This is a genomic window from Pseudoxanthomonas sp. 97-1-1, assembly GCF_057773125.1.
Genome location: NZ_JBYMTJ010000001.1, coordinates 1,393,669 through 1,408,467, shown reverse-complemented (window position 1 = coordinate 1,408,467; position 14,799 = coordinate 1,393,669). Strand labels below are relative to the sequence as shown.

At 68.3% G+C, this 14,799-nt stretch carries 13 protein-coding genes; 7 read left to right on the top strand and 6 right to left on the bottom strand.

Annotated elements, in window-relative coordinates; all coding sequences use genetic code 11:
- Positions 1-7: 7 nt before the first annotated feature.
- Both AC3DET_RS06640 and AC3DET_RS06635 read left to right on the top strand, forming a co-directional pair.
- Positions 8-1,027 (top strand): OmpA family protein, encoded by a 1,020-nt coding sequence (locus tag AC3DET_RS06640; protein WP_488391091.1) that lies wholly within the window; start codon positions 8-10, stop codon positions 1,025-1,027.
- 86 nt (positions 1,028-1,113) lie between these two features.
- Positions 1,114-2,514: a sensor histidine kinase gene (locus AC3DET_RS06635; RefSeq protein ID WP_488391090.1), complete on the top strand. Its 1,401-nt coding sequence runs from the start codon at positions 1,114-1,116 to the stop codon at positions 2,512-2,514.
- Positions 2,515-2,601: 87 nt separating this feature from the next.
- Here the strand turns inward: AC3DET_RS06635 and AC3DET_RS06630 are convergent, their stop codons facing one another.
- Together AC3DET_RS06630 and AC3DET_RS06625 are read right to left on the bottom strand one after the other, a co-directional pair.
- Positions 2,602-3,360, bottom strand: coding sequence for an anti-sigma factor family protein (locus tag AC3DET_RS06630; RefSeq protein ID WP_488391089.1), 759 nt, complete (start codon positions 3,358-3,360; stop codon positions 2,602-2,604).
- On the bottom strand, positions 3,357-3,881 hold the full coding sequence (locus AC3DET_RS06625) for a sigma-70 family RNA polymerase sigma factor (RefSeq protein WP_337730799.1): 525 nt from the start codon (positions 3,879-3,881) through the stop codon (positions 3,357-3,359). The genes AC3DET_RS06630 and AC3DET_RS06625 overlap by 4 nt, the downstream gene beginning before the upstream one ends.
- A gap of 153 nt (positions 3,882-4,034) precedes the next feature.
- Here AC3DET_RS06625 and AC3DET_RS06620 point away from each other — a divergent pair, with 153 nt between their 5' ends.
- The 3 genes from AC3DET_RS06620 to AC3DET_RS06610 all read left to right on the top strand — a co-directional run bounded on the left by AC3DET_RS06620 (position 4,035) and on the right by AC3DET_RS06610 (position 8,317).
- Positions 4,035-5,117 (top strand): catalase family peroxidase, encoded by a 1,083-nt coding sequence (locus AC3DET_RS06620; protein WP_488391088.1) that lies wholly within the window; start codon positions 4,035-4,037, stop codon positions 5,115-5,117.
- Positions 5,114-5,707, top strand: coding sequence for a cytochrome b (locus AC3DET_RS06615; RefSeq protein ID WP_337730797.1), 594 nt, complete (start codon positions 5,114-5,116; stop codon positions 5,705-5,707). Before AC3DET_RS06620 ends, AC3DET_RS06615 begins: the two co-directional genes overlap by 4 nt.
- A gap of 483 nt (positions 5,708-6,190) precedes the next feature.
- On the top strand, positions 6,191-8,317 hold the full coding sequence (locus tag AC3DET_RS06610) for a TonB-dependent receptor family protein (protein ID WP_488391087.1): 2,127 nt from the start codon (positions 6,191-6,193) through the stop codon (positions 8,315-8,317).
- 24 nt (positions 8,318-8,341) lie between these two features.
- Here AC3DET_RS06610 and AC3DET_RS06605 read toward each other — a convergent pair whose 3' ends face one another.
- Positions 8,342-9,754: an ATP-binding protein gene (locus AC3DET_RS06605; RefSeq protein WP_488391086.1), complete on the bottom strand. Its 1,413-nt coding sequence runs from the start codon at positions 9,752-9,754 to the stop codon at positions 8,342-8,344.
- Entirely contained in the window at positions 9,751-10,470 is a 720-nt protein-coding gene (locus AC3DET_RS06600) for a response regulator (protein WP_337730795.1), read from the bottom strand. The genes AC3DET_RS06605 and AC3DET_RS06600 overlap by 4 nt, the downstream gene beginning before the upstream one ends.
- Before the next feature lie 563 nt (positions 10,471-11,033).
- Here AC3DET_RS06600 and AC3DET_RS06595 point away from each other — a divergent pair.
- Positions 11,034-11,237 carry a hypothetical protein gene (locus AC3DET_RS06595; protein ID WP_488391085.1) on the top strand — a complete coding sequence of 68 codons (204 nt, stop codon included), beginning with the start codon at positions 11,034-11,036 and terminating at the stop codon, positions 11,235-11,237.
- Between the two features lie 58 nt (positions 11,238-11,295).
- The gene (locus AC3DET_RS06590) at positions 11,296-12,312 is read left to right on the top strand and encodes a hypothetical protein (protein ID WP_488391084.1); all 1,017 of its coding nucleotides are present in this window, start codon (positions 11,296-11,298) and stop codon (positions 12,310-12,312) included.
- A 38-nt stretch (positions 12,313-12,350) separates the two neighbouring features.
- Here the strand turns inward: AC3DET_RS06590 and AC3DET_RS06585 are convergent, their stop codons facing one another.
- Positions 12,351-13,187, bottom strand: a complete 837-nt coding sequence (locus AC3DET_RS06585; protein WP_488391083.1) for a polysaccharide deacetylase family protein — start codon at positions 13,185-13,187, stop codon at positions 12,351-12,353.
- Between the two features lie 24 nt (positions 13,188-13,211).
- Positions 13,212-14,678, bottom strand: coding sequence for a glycoside hydrolase family 30 protein (locus tag AC3DET_RS06580; RefSeq protein WP_488391082.1), 1,467 nt, complete (start codon positions 14,676-14,678; stop codon positions 13,212-13,214).
- Between the last annotated feature and the right edge of the window lie 121 nt (positions 14,679-14,799).

The window sequence follows — 14,799 nt, the reverse complement described above, 5'->3', positions numbered from 1 at the left end:
ACACGACATGACCATCACCAAGCCCACCCTTCTCGCCGCCGCCGTCCTCGCCACCCTGGCCATCGGCGCCAGCGCGCAGCAGACCGTGCTCACCCCGCAACGCGACCGGATCACCGACGAGGCCATCCACGCCGACCTGTCCGGCTACGAGCACACGCAGGGGCGCATCAAGGCGCTCAACGATGCGGGCCGCCCGGTGCGCGACTACCACCTGTCCAAGGCGCAGTGCTGGCTGGACGTGTCCTTCCACGAATACAGCCGCAACGACCGCAGCGACTTCCCGCAGGAAGCGCTGACCGAATCGGAGAAGCTCATCGTCGGCATGGAACAGGGCGTGTCACCGTTGCCGACCGACACCCCGCTGGTGAACGGTGCCGCACGCGTGCGCGAGGACCTGTGGCAACGCCTGCGTGCCATCCACGGCAGGCCGGGCTTCAGCTGCGCGCAACAGGCCGTGGCCTGTGGCGAAGTGGAACTGGTGCACGCGGGCAACGAGTTCAACCAGCAGCAGTGGCGCCACGCCAAGCCCTACATCCAGATCGCCGAGGACTGGATCAGCGACGCCGAAGCCATGGCGCGCCAATGCGGCGCCGCTCCCGACGCACCCGCCGCAGTGCCCGCCGGCACCGCGCTGACCGTCAACGTGCTGTTCGAGTTCGATCGCTCCGGTCGCGACGACATCCGGGTCTACTCGCTGTGGAGCCTCGATCGCGAACTGGCCCGCCTGCCCAAGGAAGGACTGACGCTGACGGGCGTGGAACTGGTGGGCCACGCCGACCGTCTGCAGGGGCGCGGATTCGACTACAACCAGGTGCTCTCCGAACGGCGTGCCCAGACCGTGCAGGCCTTGCTCATGGAGCGCGGCATCGATCCGGCCATGATCGCGTACACCTTCAAGGGTGACGTGGAGCAGGTCCAGCAGTGCGACGGTGTGAAGCCCCAGGCGGCCCTGCGCGAATGCCTGATCCCCAATCGCCGCGTCGAAGTGCGGCTGCTCGTCCAGTCCGCCCGGGTCGACTCACAGTAACGCCTATACTTCACCCGTCTTCGTGGTTGGATGGAGTGGAGTGATGGGAAACCTGCGCGTCGTCCGGTCGTCCGGAGAGCGGATTCATGAGTGAGGGCGACATCCTCGTCGCCCGCGGGCGCCAGAGTATTCCGGCATCGCGTCTGGCCCGCCTGTGGCGCGCGCCCATGGCCTGGTGGCGCGATGTACCCATCGCCGACCCGGTCGACAGGCGCAATGCGCCGATGCTGCAACTGATCTCGTCGCTGCTGGCGGTGCTGCCTGCGCTGGCGTGGGCGTATCGTGCCTTTGCGGTCGATATCCCATGGCGGCCGGGCGAATTGACCAGCATGGCGCTGAGCCTGTCGGTGTGCGCCGCTGCCGCCATCAGCTTCGCGCTGATCCGGCATGGACGTTTCGCGTGGGCTTCGCGGCTGTTGCTGGTGGTGTTCGCCGCCTCCGTGGTGCCTGCCTATCTGGCCACCGGGTTCGGTGCCCAACGCTTCGAGCAGCCCGTGCTGGTCATCTGGATGGCGATCGCGGGGCTCGTGGTGGGCAGGGCGGCGCTCTGGCTGATGTTCGCCTGCATCGTGGCCGCGTTCTTCCTGGGCATCTCGGTGGATGTGTCCCGCCAGGGCGACGCCGCCGCGCTGTACGGCGACGCCGCGTTCAGTGCCGCCATGTTCCTGATGATCGCCATCGTGCTCGACCGCAGTTCGGCCGCGTTGCGCCAGAGCCTGGGCGAAGCCACGGAGCGAGGGAACCAGCTCGCGGCGGCAAACCAGCGCCTGCTGCAGGAGATCAACGAACGCGAGCTCGCACAGGAGCAACTCATCCACGCCCGCAAGGTCGAGGCGGTGGGTCGACTGGCGGGAGGTGTGGCGCACGATTTCGGCAACATCATGGCCGTGATCAGCGGTTATGCGCGCAAGGGCCTCAGGGCGGGCCAGGTCGAAGACGGCAGGACATCATTCGAAGGCATCGAGGCGGCGGCGCGCCGGGCGACGCTGCTGACCCACAAGCTGATGACGTTCGCGCGCCAGGACGACTACGCGGAAGAGACCTTCGATGCCGCCAGCGCCCTGGCGGACGTCCAGTCCATGCTGCGCCAGTTGCTCAAGCCCGAGGTGGAACTGCGGTTCGCCCTGGGCGATGCCCCATCGCCGATCCGGATGGACAGGGACCGGTTCGAGCTCATGGTCCTCAACATCGCGGCCAACGCGGATCATGCAATGCCCCATGGTGGCGTCTTCTCCATCGGCGTCGCGCAAGGTGACGACGGTGGCAGCGTGCTGGAGTTCGCCGATACCGGCGCCGGCATGGGGGAAGAGGTGCTGGCGCGTGTCTTCGACCCCTTCTTCACCACCAAGCCGGCGGGCGAGGGCACCGGTCTTGGCCTATCCGTCATCCGCGACCTGGTGACACGGGCAGGCGGTGCGATCACGGCACAGAGCCAGGTGGGCGTCGGGACCACGTTCAGGGTCGTACTCCCCGCAGCGGCAGGATGAAATGCCTGCCGGGGCGATCCCGGCAGGTGCTGGCCCCGGCCAGTGGGATCCGGGCCGGACGTCGCCCCTGAAAGCCGCGGAACGTCTTCACCCGTTGTCCAGCAGGCGGGGCAATCCGGAGGCCGCGGCGTCGGCTGCATTGCTGACCAGTGCGAAGCTGGTGTCGCGCACCGACCAGTACCGCGCCAGCAGGTCGCCATCGCGGCGCTGGCCTTGACCACGCAACTGGCCGCGCGGACGCAGGTAGAAGCCCACGCGTGCGCCCGATCCATCCTGATAGACCAGCATCGCGGCGGCGCCCTGTTCGGTGGAGAGCAATCGCCCGCCCATCAACCGGTAGCCGGCCGCGCGCAGGTCGGGCACCCGTCCCGCTTCGCCGAAATGGCGGTGCAGCCAGCGCTGCAGATCGTCGGCGCGGCTGGCATCGAACTCCATCGGCGGCGCATCGGCATCCACGTATTGGCGATACGCGGCGACGGCATCCGCCATCGGCAACGCGGCCTGCCCCGGCCGCATGTCGCGCGCCTGCCAGCCCGCGCCGCCACCCACGCCGAAGGCCAGCAGCATCGCCGCCGCGATGCCCAGGCGGGCACGCCTGCGCGCGCCGAGCCGGCGGCGCACCTGGGCCGGTTCCAGCGCCGCGTTCGAGCTCCAGTGCTCCGGGTGTGCATGCAGGGTGCGCAGCCGCTCGGCATCCTGCTTCCAGCCTTCCACCTGGACGGCATGCGCCGGGTGGGCGGTGAGCCAGGCTTCGACCTGGGCCCGGCGTGCAGGGGGGAGCCTGCCATCCACGTAGGCATGCAGCTCGCTGTCGTCGGGGGAGGGGTGCAGTGCATCGATGTTCATCGCAGGGCCCTCAGCACGGGAGCGGCAGGGTCGTTTTCGTCGTCCATCGCACGCAATGCCTGCCGCGCCCGCGACAGGCGCGACATCACCGTGCCGATGGGAATGCCGAGGACTTCGGCCGCTTCGCGATATCCCAGGCCCTCCACGCTCACCAGCATCAGCAGGGCGCGCTGGTCCGCTGGCAGGCGCGTGAACGCGGACAGCGACGTACGAGCGTCGAAGACCTGATCCGGCATTGGCGGGCGATGCGCGTCCTCGGTGGCGAACAGGGATGCGATGCGCTTCCAGCGCGCCGCGCGCCGATGGTCGTCGACGAACTGGCGGTACAGCACCGAGAACAGCCAGGGCTGCAAGGCGGCTTCGTCGCGCCGGGTGTCGCCGCGGGTCAACGCGCGTTCCAGCGTGGCCTGCACCAGGTCGTCGGCCGCTGCGGGGTCGGTCGCCAGCGAGCGTGCGAACCGGCGCAGGCGTGGGATCAGCACGCGCAGGGTGTCATCATCCAGTGGCGGTGAAGCAGGCATGGGGAAGCACGCGGTGCGGGGTCCGGGATGGGACGCATGGGCAGGCCGGATTATTCCGCATGGCCCGTGACGAGGGGGCGCGACACCCGCGGCAGCGGGAATAAATCGCGCCACGCGGCGTCCTACCGTCATCCCACGCTGCAGGAACTGCCCATGTCGAGCCCTCCCCCCGATCCGCTCCCGCCGACAACCTCCACCGCGCCGTGGCCGGCCCTGGTCGCCATCGCCACGCTCCTCCTGGTCCTGGCCGCGGCGTTCGCCTGGGTGGGAGGCTGGATCGGGAGGGATCGCCTGACAGCGCCGCGCCTGGTGGATGCCATCGAGGGCGGCAAGCCCTACCCCGGCTTCCGTCGCGCGCACAGCAAAGGCGTCTGCGTGGCCGGCTATTTCGAGCCTTCAGCGCAAGCCGCGCGGCTGTCGCGTGCGCGGGTGTTCCATCAGTCACGCACGGCGGTGCAGGGCCGGCTGTCGATCGGGGGCGCCGATCCGCATGCGCCCGACGCGCAGGCGCGGGTACGCAGCCTGGCGCTGTTGCTGAAGACCGACGATGGACAGGAGTGGCGCATGGCGATGAACAGCTTCCCCTTCTTCGCCGTGGCCACGCCGGCCGGATTCCACGCGCAGTTGCTGGCATCGCGTCCGGATCCGGCAACGGGCAAGCCGGATCCGGCCAGGATGGCGGCGTTCCTTGCCGAGTATCCGGAGGCGAAGCGGTTCCAGGCGTGGGCGAAATCCGCCGCCTGGTCGAGCAGCTGGGCGAACACGGCCTACAACGGGGTCAACGCGTTCCGTTTCATCGATGCCGCCGGACGCGAACGCTTCGTGCGCTGGTCGATGCAGCCACAGGCGCCCTTCGAACCCCTGGGCGATGCAGAACGCGAGCACGCCGATGCGGACTATCTGCATGAGGATCTCCAGGCGCGCCTGCAGCAGGGTCCGCTGCGCTGGAACCTGGTCGTCACCGAGGCGGCAGCCGGCGATCCGGTCGACGATCCATCGCAGGCCTGGCCCGAAGACCGCCCGCAGCACGTGGCCGGCGTCCTGGTGCTGGAGCGCAGCCAGCCGCAGGCCACCGGCCCGTGCCGCGACGTGAACTACGACCCGACGGTAGTGCCGGAAGGCATCGCGCTTTCCGGCGATCCGATCCTGGCGGCGCGCGCGGCGGCCTATGCGGTGTCGTTCAACCGTCGAGAGCGCGAGACCGCCCGGGGCGATGACGGGGAGGCCGCGCGATGAATCGCCACGGACATTTCGATGCGCTTGCCCGTCTGCTGCATTGGGGCATGGCCGTCCTGATCCTCTCGATGCTGTTCATCGGCGTGGGCATGGTCGCCTCGTTGGCACTGCGCCCCGTGCTGATCGATCTGCACCGGCCGCTCGGCATCGCCATCCTGCTGCTGGCGCTGGTGCGGCTGTACCACCGTTGGCGCAGTCCGCCGCCTCCGCTGCCTGCGGACCTGCCACGTCCGCAGGTGATCGCCGCGAAGGCCTCGCACGGGTTGCTCTACGCGTTGATGCTGGCCATGCCGCTGCTGGGCTGGGCGACGGTGTCGGCAGGCGGTTATCCGGTGCAGATGGTCGGCACGCTGGCGTTGCCTGCGCTCGTCCCGCACGACCCGACGCTCTACGCCTGGTTGCGCGGCGCGCATGGCGTGCTTGGTTACGCGCTGTTCGCACTGGTGATGGCGCACCTGGGCGCCGCCCTGTATCACGCCTGGGTACGTCGTGATGGCGTATTCGAAGCGATGGCGCGGAGTGGTGCGCCACGGACGGTGCCGGCACGGGACGCGACGGCCATGCGGGAATCCGATGTCGCGGAAGACTGAATTCCCGCGTGGCGCCGCCATCCGGAGGGCAGCGCAGGTCCGGGATTCATGACCAGCACGCGGGCGATGGCCCCGATGCTTCGCATGCTCTCCGGAACAGCCGACCGGGCGTCACGCGTTGATGCCCATGCGCGGCATGGCAGGTACAAGCCGGTGTCTGCCCTTGTGTGCGGATTGAACGGATGGATGAGACCGCTTGTTGCAGGAAGGCGTCGGGCTGTACGAAGATGTCCCGCGTGATCCTTCTCAAGCAAAAAGTGCGTCCGCAAGCGAGTCACTGACGTCTCATGCGCGGATGAATGTCGGAACACGCAACGGCCCGCCAGATTCATCCGGTTGCAGGCCTACCAATCCCTGGTGAATGGTCAGCAGCGACAGGATGGGCTGAACGTGCGTATTCCGCGCCTGGAGCGGGCGGAGCGGACTTTTCGCTGGCCTGTGCTCCGCGCCATCGCCCCGCCTTCCGGTCCATGCATGCAAGCGATGTCGCGAATCCGTTGGAAAACCGGCACCCTGCTGCTGATCCCGTGCGCCGCCGCGATGGCGGCGGATGAGCAGCGGGTGGCTGCAGCGACGCTTGACCGCATCGTGGTCACCGCCACGCGCCTCGAATCGGTGGATGCCTTCGACGTGCCGGCCTCCGTCGATACCGTGGTGTTGGGCGATGGCGGTGCGCGGCCTCTTTCCGCATTGTCGGAAGCGCTGGACGGCATCCCCGGATTGCGTGCGCGCGAACGGCAGAATCTGGCGCAGGACACGCAGCTTTCGATCCGCGGCTTCGGCGCGCGCTCCACCTTCGGCGTGCGCGGACTGCGCCTGTACGCCGATGGCGTGCCCGCGACCATGCCCGACGGGCAGGGCCAGGTATCCCACTTCAACATGCAGGGCGCGGATCGCGTGGAAGTGCTGCGTGGTCCGTTCTCCGCCTTGCATGGCAACTCTTCAGGCGGCGTGATCCAACTGTGGAGCGACATTCCCGGGGAGGGTCATGAGGCCCGAGTGCAGGCAGGCGCGGGCAGCCACGGCAACCGCGTGCTGGGTGCACGGGTGCGCGGTGCCGGCGATGTGGCGGGTTACAGCGTGGCGGCGTCGATGCTGGAGACGGACGGCTACCGCGCGCATAGCGCCGCGCGCCGCGAATCGCTGAATGCGAAAGTCCGGTTGAAGCCCGGCCGTGCCACGCTGGACCTGGTCCTCAATCATTTCGACGCGCCCGACGCCAAGGACCCCCTCGGCCTCACGCGTGCGCAGGCGTGGCAGGATCCGCGCCAGGCAACGTCGGTGGCGACCCAGTTCGACACGCGCAAATCCGTCCGGCAGGACCAGCTGGGCACCGTGTACGAATGGCCTTTCGCCAGCGGACACCTGTTGCGGGCGATGGCCTATGGTGGACGCCGCGACGTCGAGCAGTATCTCGCGTTGCCGGGCGCGGCGCAGGCCAATCCCCTCAACGCCGGCGGCGTGATCGATCTCGACAACGACTACGGCGGAGCCGACCTGCGCTGGTCATGGACGGGCGAGCTTGCCGGGCGTGCGTTCGAGGTCAGCGCAGGCGCGAATGCCGATCGGCAGCGCCAGCATCGTCGCGGCTACGAGAATTTCGTCGGCCCGGCGCTGGGCGTGCGGGGCGCGTTGCGTCGCGACGAGCGCAACCAGGTGTGGAATGTCGACCAGTACGCGCAAGCCTGGTGGCAGTTCGCATCCCGCTGGTCCGTGCTGGCCGGCGCGCGCCACAGCCGCATCGCATTCCGCTCGCGGGATGCCTACATCACGGCTACCAATCCCGACGATAGTGGCCAGGTGACGTACGAGCGCACCATGCCGGTGGCGGGGCTGGTGTACGCGCCCATCGATGCGCTGCGGTTGTACGCATCGACCGGGCGCGGCTTCGAGACGCCGACGTTCAACGAGATCGGCTATCGCGCCGATGGCGGGGCCGGGCTGGCGTTCGATCTGCGACCGGCGATCAGCCGGAACATGGAGCTGGGGATGAAGTGGCGTGGCGGGCAGGGCGCCCGCATCGACGCTGCGCTGTTCCGCGCCGATACGGACGACGAGCTGGCGGTCGCACGCAACGTGGGTGGCCGGAGCAGCTACCGCAACGCCGGCGCTGCACGGCGCCAGGGCGTGGAACTGCAGGCGGGCCTGCAGCTGCACGCCGCCTGGCAGCTGCAGCTGGCCTACACGTGGCTGGACGCGACGTTCCGCGACGGCTTCCCCATCTGCACCTCGAGCGGTTGCACCACGCCGGGAGTGCAGGTCGCGGCCGGCACGCGCATCCCCGGGGTCGCCCGGCAGCAGGCATCGGTGCGCCTGGGCTGGCAGGGCGGGCAGTGGAGCGCGGCCGCCCAGCTGCTGGGTGTCGGCGCCGTCACGGTGAACGATACCGGCAGCGAACGCGCCCCCGGCCATGGCCTGCTGAACCTCGAACTCGCGCGCGATTGGCCGGCGGGCAGCGGGCGCCTGCAGGGCTTCGCCCGCATCGACAACGCGCTGGACCGTTTCCATATCGGTTCCGTCATCGTCAACGAAGGCAACGGCCGCTTCTATGAGCCCGGGGCCGGGCGCACGTTCACCGTGGGGCTGCGCTGGCATTGGGCGGACCGCTGACGGCGCATCGGTCTCCTGGCGCGCCTACGCCGATCGATGGGGAAGATGGACACTGGCGCGCAGGCCCCCGTCGCGGCGGTTCGACAGCGTCACATCGCCACCGTGGGCGAGCACGGTGGATTTCACGGATGCCAGGCCCAGCCCGATGCCGCCCGTGCTGCGGTTGCGTGAGGCATCCCCGCGCACGAAGGGCATGAACAACTGCTCTTCCTGCGTGGAATCGATGCCGGGCCCCTCATCGTCCACCTGCAGGCGATAACCTTCCGGCTCCGCCGTCAGCGTGAGCTGCGCGCGTTGTCCGTACTTGAGCGCGTTGTCGACCAGGTTGGCGACCATGCGCCGCAGCGACAACGGGTCGCCTTTCATCGGCGCGGGCGGGCCGTCCGCAAGCTGCACGTCGTGCCCGGTATCGCGCAGGTTGTCGACCACGCTTTCCACCAGCAGGCGAAGATCGAGTGATTCTTGCGCGCGCAGACGATTCTGGTCGTGGATGAACTCCAGCGTGGCATCGATCATCTGCGACATCTCGTTGATGTCGGCGGATGCCTTGCCGCGCGCATCGGGAGGCAGCGCATCCAGCCGGAACGCCAGCCGTGCGAGTGGTGTGCGCAGGTCATGGGCGATGGCGCCCGCCATCTCGCTGCGTTCCTTCAGCAAGCGGTTCAGTCGCGCCTGCATGGCGTTGAAGGCGGTGGCGGCGCTGGCGATCTCGCTGGGACCCGTGAGGGGGAGGGGCGGGGCATCGGCGTCACGGCCCATCCGGTTGGCAGCACGCGTGAACTGGTGGATCGGTGACGCCAGCGCACGCGAGAACCACCATGCCAGCGGCGTCAGCGCCAGCACGCCCGCGAGGAACAGGGTGCCCAGCCTTGCGATGAAGGCAGCACGATTGCGCGTGTTCTCGACGACCCGCCAGCGCCCGTCAGCCTGACGGTAGGCCGCTACGAAATCGCCGCGAAGGGGAGCGTCGGGGTGCCAGTTGGGCGGGAACGGCGGCGGGCCGCCTTTCACGTCGACGGCTCCCTGCGCTCGTCCTTCCCCCGGCATGCCTCCGGGCGGGGGAACGGGAGGTGCTGACGCAGGCGGCGCGGGAAACGGCGCGAGCGAGAAGGGTGGCCGGGGGCCTTGCAGGTGGAAGAAGCGCACCCGTTCCACTTCGCTGCCCAGCCATTGGGCGAGCAGTGCGGAGAACGGCGGCGAGGCGCGGTAGCGCGCAGCGTCGGGCGACGGCGCCTGGTCGGCGTAGGAGACCTGCAGGTCGGGGCTGGTTGCGGGCATGCGCGAAGACAGCAACGCCGTCAGCTCGCTCAAGGCGATGCCATCCGCGGGCGGCCGGTACAGCAGTACCGCCATGCCGACGGTATACGCGACCACCAGCGCGACAAGCAGGAGGAGGAATGTCCGTGCGAAAAGCGGCAGGCGCCGACGGTTCGTCATCGGCGCACGACGGAAGGCAGCAGCATGTAGCCCTCGTTGCGCACGGTGCGGATCATTTCCGTGCCGCCACGCTCGTTGAGCTTCCGGCGCAGCCGACTGACCTGGCTGTCGATGGCCCGGTCGTATACGTCCACGTTGTGGCCGCGCGCGTAGTCCAGCAACTGGTCACGGCTGAGCACGCGCTGCGGATGTTCGATGAAGGTGCGCAGCAGCGCGAACTCGCCATCGGAAAGATTGATGTAGGTGCCCGCAGGATCGCGCAGTTCACGGCGGGCCACATCCAGGCTCCAGCCATCGAAACCGAAGACGGTAGCGCCGTTCGGGCCGGTACCGCCATCGCCGGCGGGAGACCGACGGCGCAGAAGCGCGCGCACGCGGGCCAGCAGTTCGCGCGGATTGCACGGTTTGGCGAGGTAATCGTCGGCGCCGACTTCCAGGCCGATGATGCGGTCGGTATCCGTGCCGAGCGCGCTGAGCATGATCACCGGAGGGCCGGACTCGCTGGCCAACCGGCGTGCGGCGACCAAGCCATCCTCGCCCGGCATCATCACGTCCAACACGATCAGGTCGGGTCGCCGCCGCGCAATGGCATCCCGCATCGCGGCCGTATCGCCCACCTCGTCCACGCGATAACCGTGCTCGCGCAGGAAGCCGCCAATCAGCGTGCGCAGTTCGGGGTCGTCGTCGACCACCAGGATGTGGGAGCTCAGGTCCATGGCGCGGGGGCGTGCAGCGTCCGTGAGAAGTATGCGTCATTCCCCGGTCCTTCCCGACACAGGGGAAAAGAGCCGCCATGAGGGATGGCGGCAGGGGATTTCCAGGGGAGAGTACAAGGTTGGTCTGTCGCCAACGCCACCGCAGGGTGCAACGCGTTCTTCGCGCCGGTATGTCGTCGTGTGTCGCGACGTGGCACTGCCCCCGGCACGGGATGACACATGACGACATAGTCAGGCGACACGGCGCGTCCATCCTCACCACTCCCCGCCGTCGATGTTCGCCCATGCCATCCGTTCCGCCTTGCAGGGCCAGGTGGCGGCGGCCGCAGTTCCATGCGTGCGACGGATTCATCCGCTGCGGAGCCTGCAGACACCATGCCCGCCAACCCCCTTCTCAAGGAGCTTCCTTGTTGCTCGCCACGCCCTCCCGCGCCGCCCTGTTGGGCTTGCTGGCCTTCGGGCTCGCCGCCTGCTGCTCGCCGCCGCATCTGCATCGTCCACCGCCGCCTGTACCTTTCGGTCACGACGGACCGCCACATCATCCGCATGCGGATGGGTATAGCGTGCCGCCGATGCCGGATCCGGAGCTCAGGGACGCGATCGCGCGCTGCGCCGACGAGCTCGACCTGCCGTTTCCTGCCGCGGATGCCTCGCAGGAACCGCCCCTGCTTGATCCGGAGCAGCACGACCTGCTGGACGCATGCCTGGAAGACCAAGGGTATCCACCACCCCCGCCGGCAAAGAGCCACTGGGACGACCCGGTTTGATCCTGCCGCTGCATAGGCTGTCCGGCTTGCCCCGGCCACCACCGCGTGAGCTCCTGCATTGACTGGCGCAACCGCGACAGGTCCGCGACCGCGCGCCGCAGGCCACGTGTGGCAGGTGCCGGCCGATGCCAAGGACCGCCTGATTGCGTGCCTGGTGAGCGTCATCGTCCTGGCGCTGACCGCACGCGTGCTGATGCTGCACCGCCCTGTCGTGCGTGCGGAGGCATCCGAATCCACGCTGCAGATACGCTTCATTGCACGCGCGACCGTGACACGGGCCCCGCGCGCGTCAGCGCGTCCGTTCCGCCCGGACCAGGACGAGCAGGGCCTGCCGTCGGCGCTGCGCAGGACCGCGTCACCGGCCACGTCCTCGGTGCGGGTCCATGCGGACCAACGCGTCCCACTCGTGCTGTACGGACGCGATGGACGCTTGCTTCTGCCGGAAGATGCGGCAGGGCGCGCCGTGCCGGTGCGGCCGCCACCGGGCGCGGGAGAAGGTGTGGCGCGCAACAACGCGCCGGGTCCCTTCGACCGTCGCAATCCCGTTGATTACCGGGAGACCCGGTTCGACAAGGCCTGGCTCGGGAAAGGCACTGCCGGAGACAGCCTGCTGGAGAACGCGCACGGAACCGTCACCGGAACGGTGGTCATTCCGTTGGGGACGCGCGATCAGCCCGCACGCGCGCGCCCACCACCTGAGGTCCGCTTCAATCCCGCATACCACGAGCGAGTGGCGGATCTCGGCAGCGAAGCAACAGGAGACGCCTACAAGGCGGCGCCCATCGCGTCCGAACCGGCTCCTGGCCTGGAAGGGGCCGCGAGCCGCGCGATCAGGGCGCAATTGGCGGCACTCGGTGCGGATTTTCCGCATTGCCGGAAGTCGCTGTATGCAGAACTGCTGCGGCCCATCCAGCAGCACCTGTCGCAGTTGGAGCGCGTGGAGCATGCGTTCGCGAACGGAGCCGACCCGACACGCGTGGAACACCTGTTGCCACGGGAGGCCGACATGGCCTACAACCTGGCGCGCCGCGCCGCTTGGCATGCGCGCGCGATGTTGTCGTCGTGCCCGCGCTGAACGGGATGCCCCGTCGAGCGTTTATCGCAGGCGGAAGTTCATGGCGTGGCGGCGCGCGTGCTGCCGGATCGCGACGCATGCGCAGGCGATGGGCGTTCCAACGCGACGTGGCGCATGATGTCGATGAAGGGCGCCACCCAGTACACATCCGGATGGGCAGCCAGGTGCCGCAGCAACGCTTCGTGTGCGTCGTTGGAGACGGCCAGGTGGTCGCCGCCGATGCCATGGAAGGTGAAGTTGACCATCGTGCCCCGTCGCGCGGCCTCTTCGACGCGTGCGATCAGCGCTTCGCCGGTCACCTCGACCGGAACGTCCACCGGCACCGCCATCGGATCGAGTGTCGCCATGTCCGCGACCACGCCACCCTGCCCCAGCTTGATCGCCACGAATGCCGATGCGACGGCGTCGACATAGTTTCCGTCGCGCGCCTGCGTATCACCGCAGGGCACGGTCATGGTCCGTTCGTGCCGGCCATCCAGTGCGGTCAGCATGACATTCGCCAGCAGCACCTGGTCGCGCATCTGCGCCACGGTGACGCTGTCGAGATCGCGGTGTGCCTCCACCCAGTCGCGATCAGGCCGGGCGCCCGAGCATTGGTGGAACAGGCTGTGGTTCCCGAGCTCATGGCCGTTGCGGGCGGCGGCCACCCACTCCCGTTGCCGCGTACGCAGCGTGTCGGAGGACAGCGTCAGGTAGAACGTGCCCTTCAGGCCGTGGCGGTCGAGTGCGGGGATCGCATTGTCCAGCTGCGACGGGACCGCATCGTCGTAGGCCAGGCTCACGGCAGCACGACGTCCGTCGGGCCACACGAAAGCATCCGCGGCGGAGGTGGGTGCGCCCGGCAGCAGCAACAACAGGACAAGCAACGGACGCATGTCGGACTCCCCGCAGCGGTGTGGTCAGTTCACCAGTGTCTGGATTGCGCGTGGCGGGATGGTCACCATCGCCGACGCCTGGCCCACGTAGAAGTTGTACGTGATTTCCTTGTCGGTGGGATTCATCACCACCGTGGCCAGTTGCCCGTCCGGATTGACGAAGGCGGTCGCGAGCAGCGTGCTTCGGCTGGTGGCAGCGCTGACGCGGCGCGCCTGCGGGCGGATGAACTTCGAGAAATGACCGATGTAGTAGTAGCTGGGCGTGTAGATGAGCTCCCCCGTGCGGGTGTCCGCATGCAGCGGGGCGAAGCAGTAGTTGCCCACGTGGTTGGGGCCACCCTTCTCGTCCAGCAGCATGTTCCAGTCGGTCCAGCCGACAGCGCCGTTGTTGAGATCGTGGATCATCGAAGTCCCGTAGCGTTCGGCATTCGGCCAGTGCTGGTAGCGCGCGGGGTCGAACTTCTCGACCGCCGCCTCGGTCAGCAGCACCGGCTTGTCGGGAAACGCCTGCGTCACTGCCGCCACATTGCGGTACATCGGGTCGAAACCCGCCCACGTCTCGTACCAGTGGAAGCCGAGGCCCCAGGCGTACTTCGCCGCCTCCGGGTCGCCGAGGATCACCTGGGCGCGGTACAGCATCATGTCGCGGTTGTGGTCCCACACGATGATCTTCTTGTCGGCATAGCCGGCCGCGTGCATGGTCGGGCCGAGGTGCTGCTTGAGGAAATCCCGCTCTTCCTCGGCCGTGTACAGCATCGATTCCCAGGTCTGCGTGGCCATCGGCTCGTTCTGCACGGTGATGCCCCAGATCGGCACCCCTTCCTTCTCGTAGGCCTGGATGAACCTGACGAAATAGTTCGCCCATGCCTGCCGGTACTCGGGCAGCAGCGCGCCGCCGCGCAGCATGTGGTTGTTCGTCTTCATGAAGGCGGGCGCGCTCCACGGGCTGGCGAACAAGGGCAGCTTGCCGCCGGAGGCCGCGATGGCCTGCTTGATCATCGGCAGGCGAGCCTGGCGGTCATGATCGATCGAGAACGTCTCCAGCGCCTTGTCGCCTTCCTTGATGTACGTGTAGCTGGCCGAGCTGAAGTCGGAGCTGTGGATGGTGGTGCGCGCCAACGAATAGCCGATGCCTTCCCGCGTGTCGTAGTAGGCACGCATGAACTCGGCCTGTTTCGCGGGCGGGAGCGTGGCGTAGACCTCGGCGGTCGAGTCGGTGATGGCGCCGCCGATGCCCAGCAATGACTGGAACCGCACGGCGGGATCCACGAAGACCGATGTCTCCACTTCCGTCAGCGTGTGTCCCGGCTTGAGCACGGCAGTGCCCGACTCGCTGAGGCGCTGGCGGGAGTCCTGGGCGGTCGTGTAGATGGTCACCTTGGAGGCGGGTTGCATGGAGGTCTCCGGGGGTCCGGCGGCACCTGCGCCCACCATTCCGGCAGCCATGGCAACGCCGAGCGTGGCGGCGGAGAACAATCGGATGGAATGCATGTCGGTGCCTCTTGGAGAAGAGTGCAGCCGAGCGCCCCGCTGGACGGCATCGGATGCACGGTAGTTGACAGCGCTGTCATAGCGTTGCTACATCTTGCTGTCAACCGATTGTGCGTCGGTT

Coding starts and splice junctions, on each gene's coding strand:
- AC3DET_RS06605 (WP_488391086.1), bottom strand. CDS start 9,754: ATGACGAACCGTCGGCGCCTGCCGCTTTTCGCACGGACATTCCTCCTC.
- AC3DET_RS06615 (WP_337730797.1), top strand. CDS start 5,114: ATGAATCGCCACGGACATTTCGATGCGCTTGCCCGTCTGCTGCATTGG.
- AC3DET_RS06625 (WP_337730799.1), bottom strand. CDS start 3,881: ATGCCTGCTTCACCGCCACTGGATGATGACACCCTGCGCGTGCTGATC.
- AC3DET_RS06620 (WP_488391088.1), top strand. CDS start 4,035: ATGTCGAGCCCTCCCCCCGATCCGCTCCCGCCGACAACCTCCACCGCG.
- AC3DET_RS06640 (WP_488391091.1), top strand. CDS start 8: ATGACCATCACCAAGCCCACCCTTCTCGCCGCCGCCGTCCTCGCCACC.
- AC3DET_RS06600 (WP_337730795.1), bottom strand. CDS start 10,470: ATGGACCTGAGCTCCCACATCCTGGTGGTCGACGACGACCCCGAACTG.
- AC3DET_RS06610 (WP_488391087.1), top strand. CDS start 6,191: ATGTCGCGAATCCGTTGGAAAACCGGCACCCTGCTGCTGATCCCGTGC.
- AC3DET_RS06585 (WP_488391083.1), bottom strand. CDS start 13,187: ATGCGTCCGTTGCTTGTCCTGTTGTTGCTGCTGCCGGGCGCACCCACC.
- AC3DET_RS06635 (WP_488391090.1), top strand. CDS start 1,114: ATGAGTGAGGGCGACATCCTCGTCGCCCGCGGGCGCCAGAGTATTCCG.
- AC3DET_RS06630 (WP_488391089.1), bottom strand. CDS start 3,360: ATGAACATCGATGCACTGCACCCCTCCCCCGACGACAGCGAGCTGCAT.
- AC3DET_RS06580 (WP_488391082.1), bottom strand. CDS start 14,678: ATGCATTCCATCCGATTGTTCTCCGCCGCCACGCTCGGCGTTGCCATG.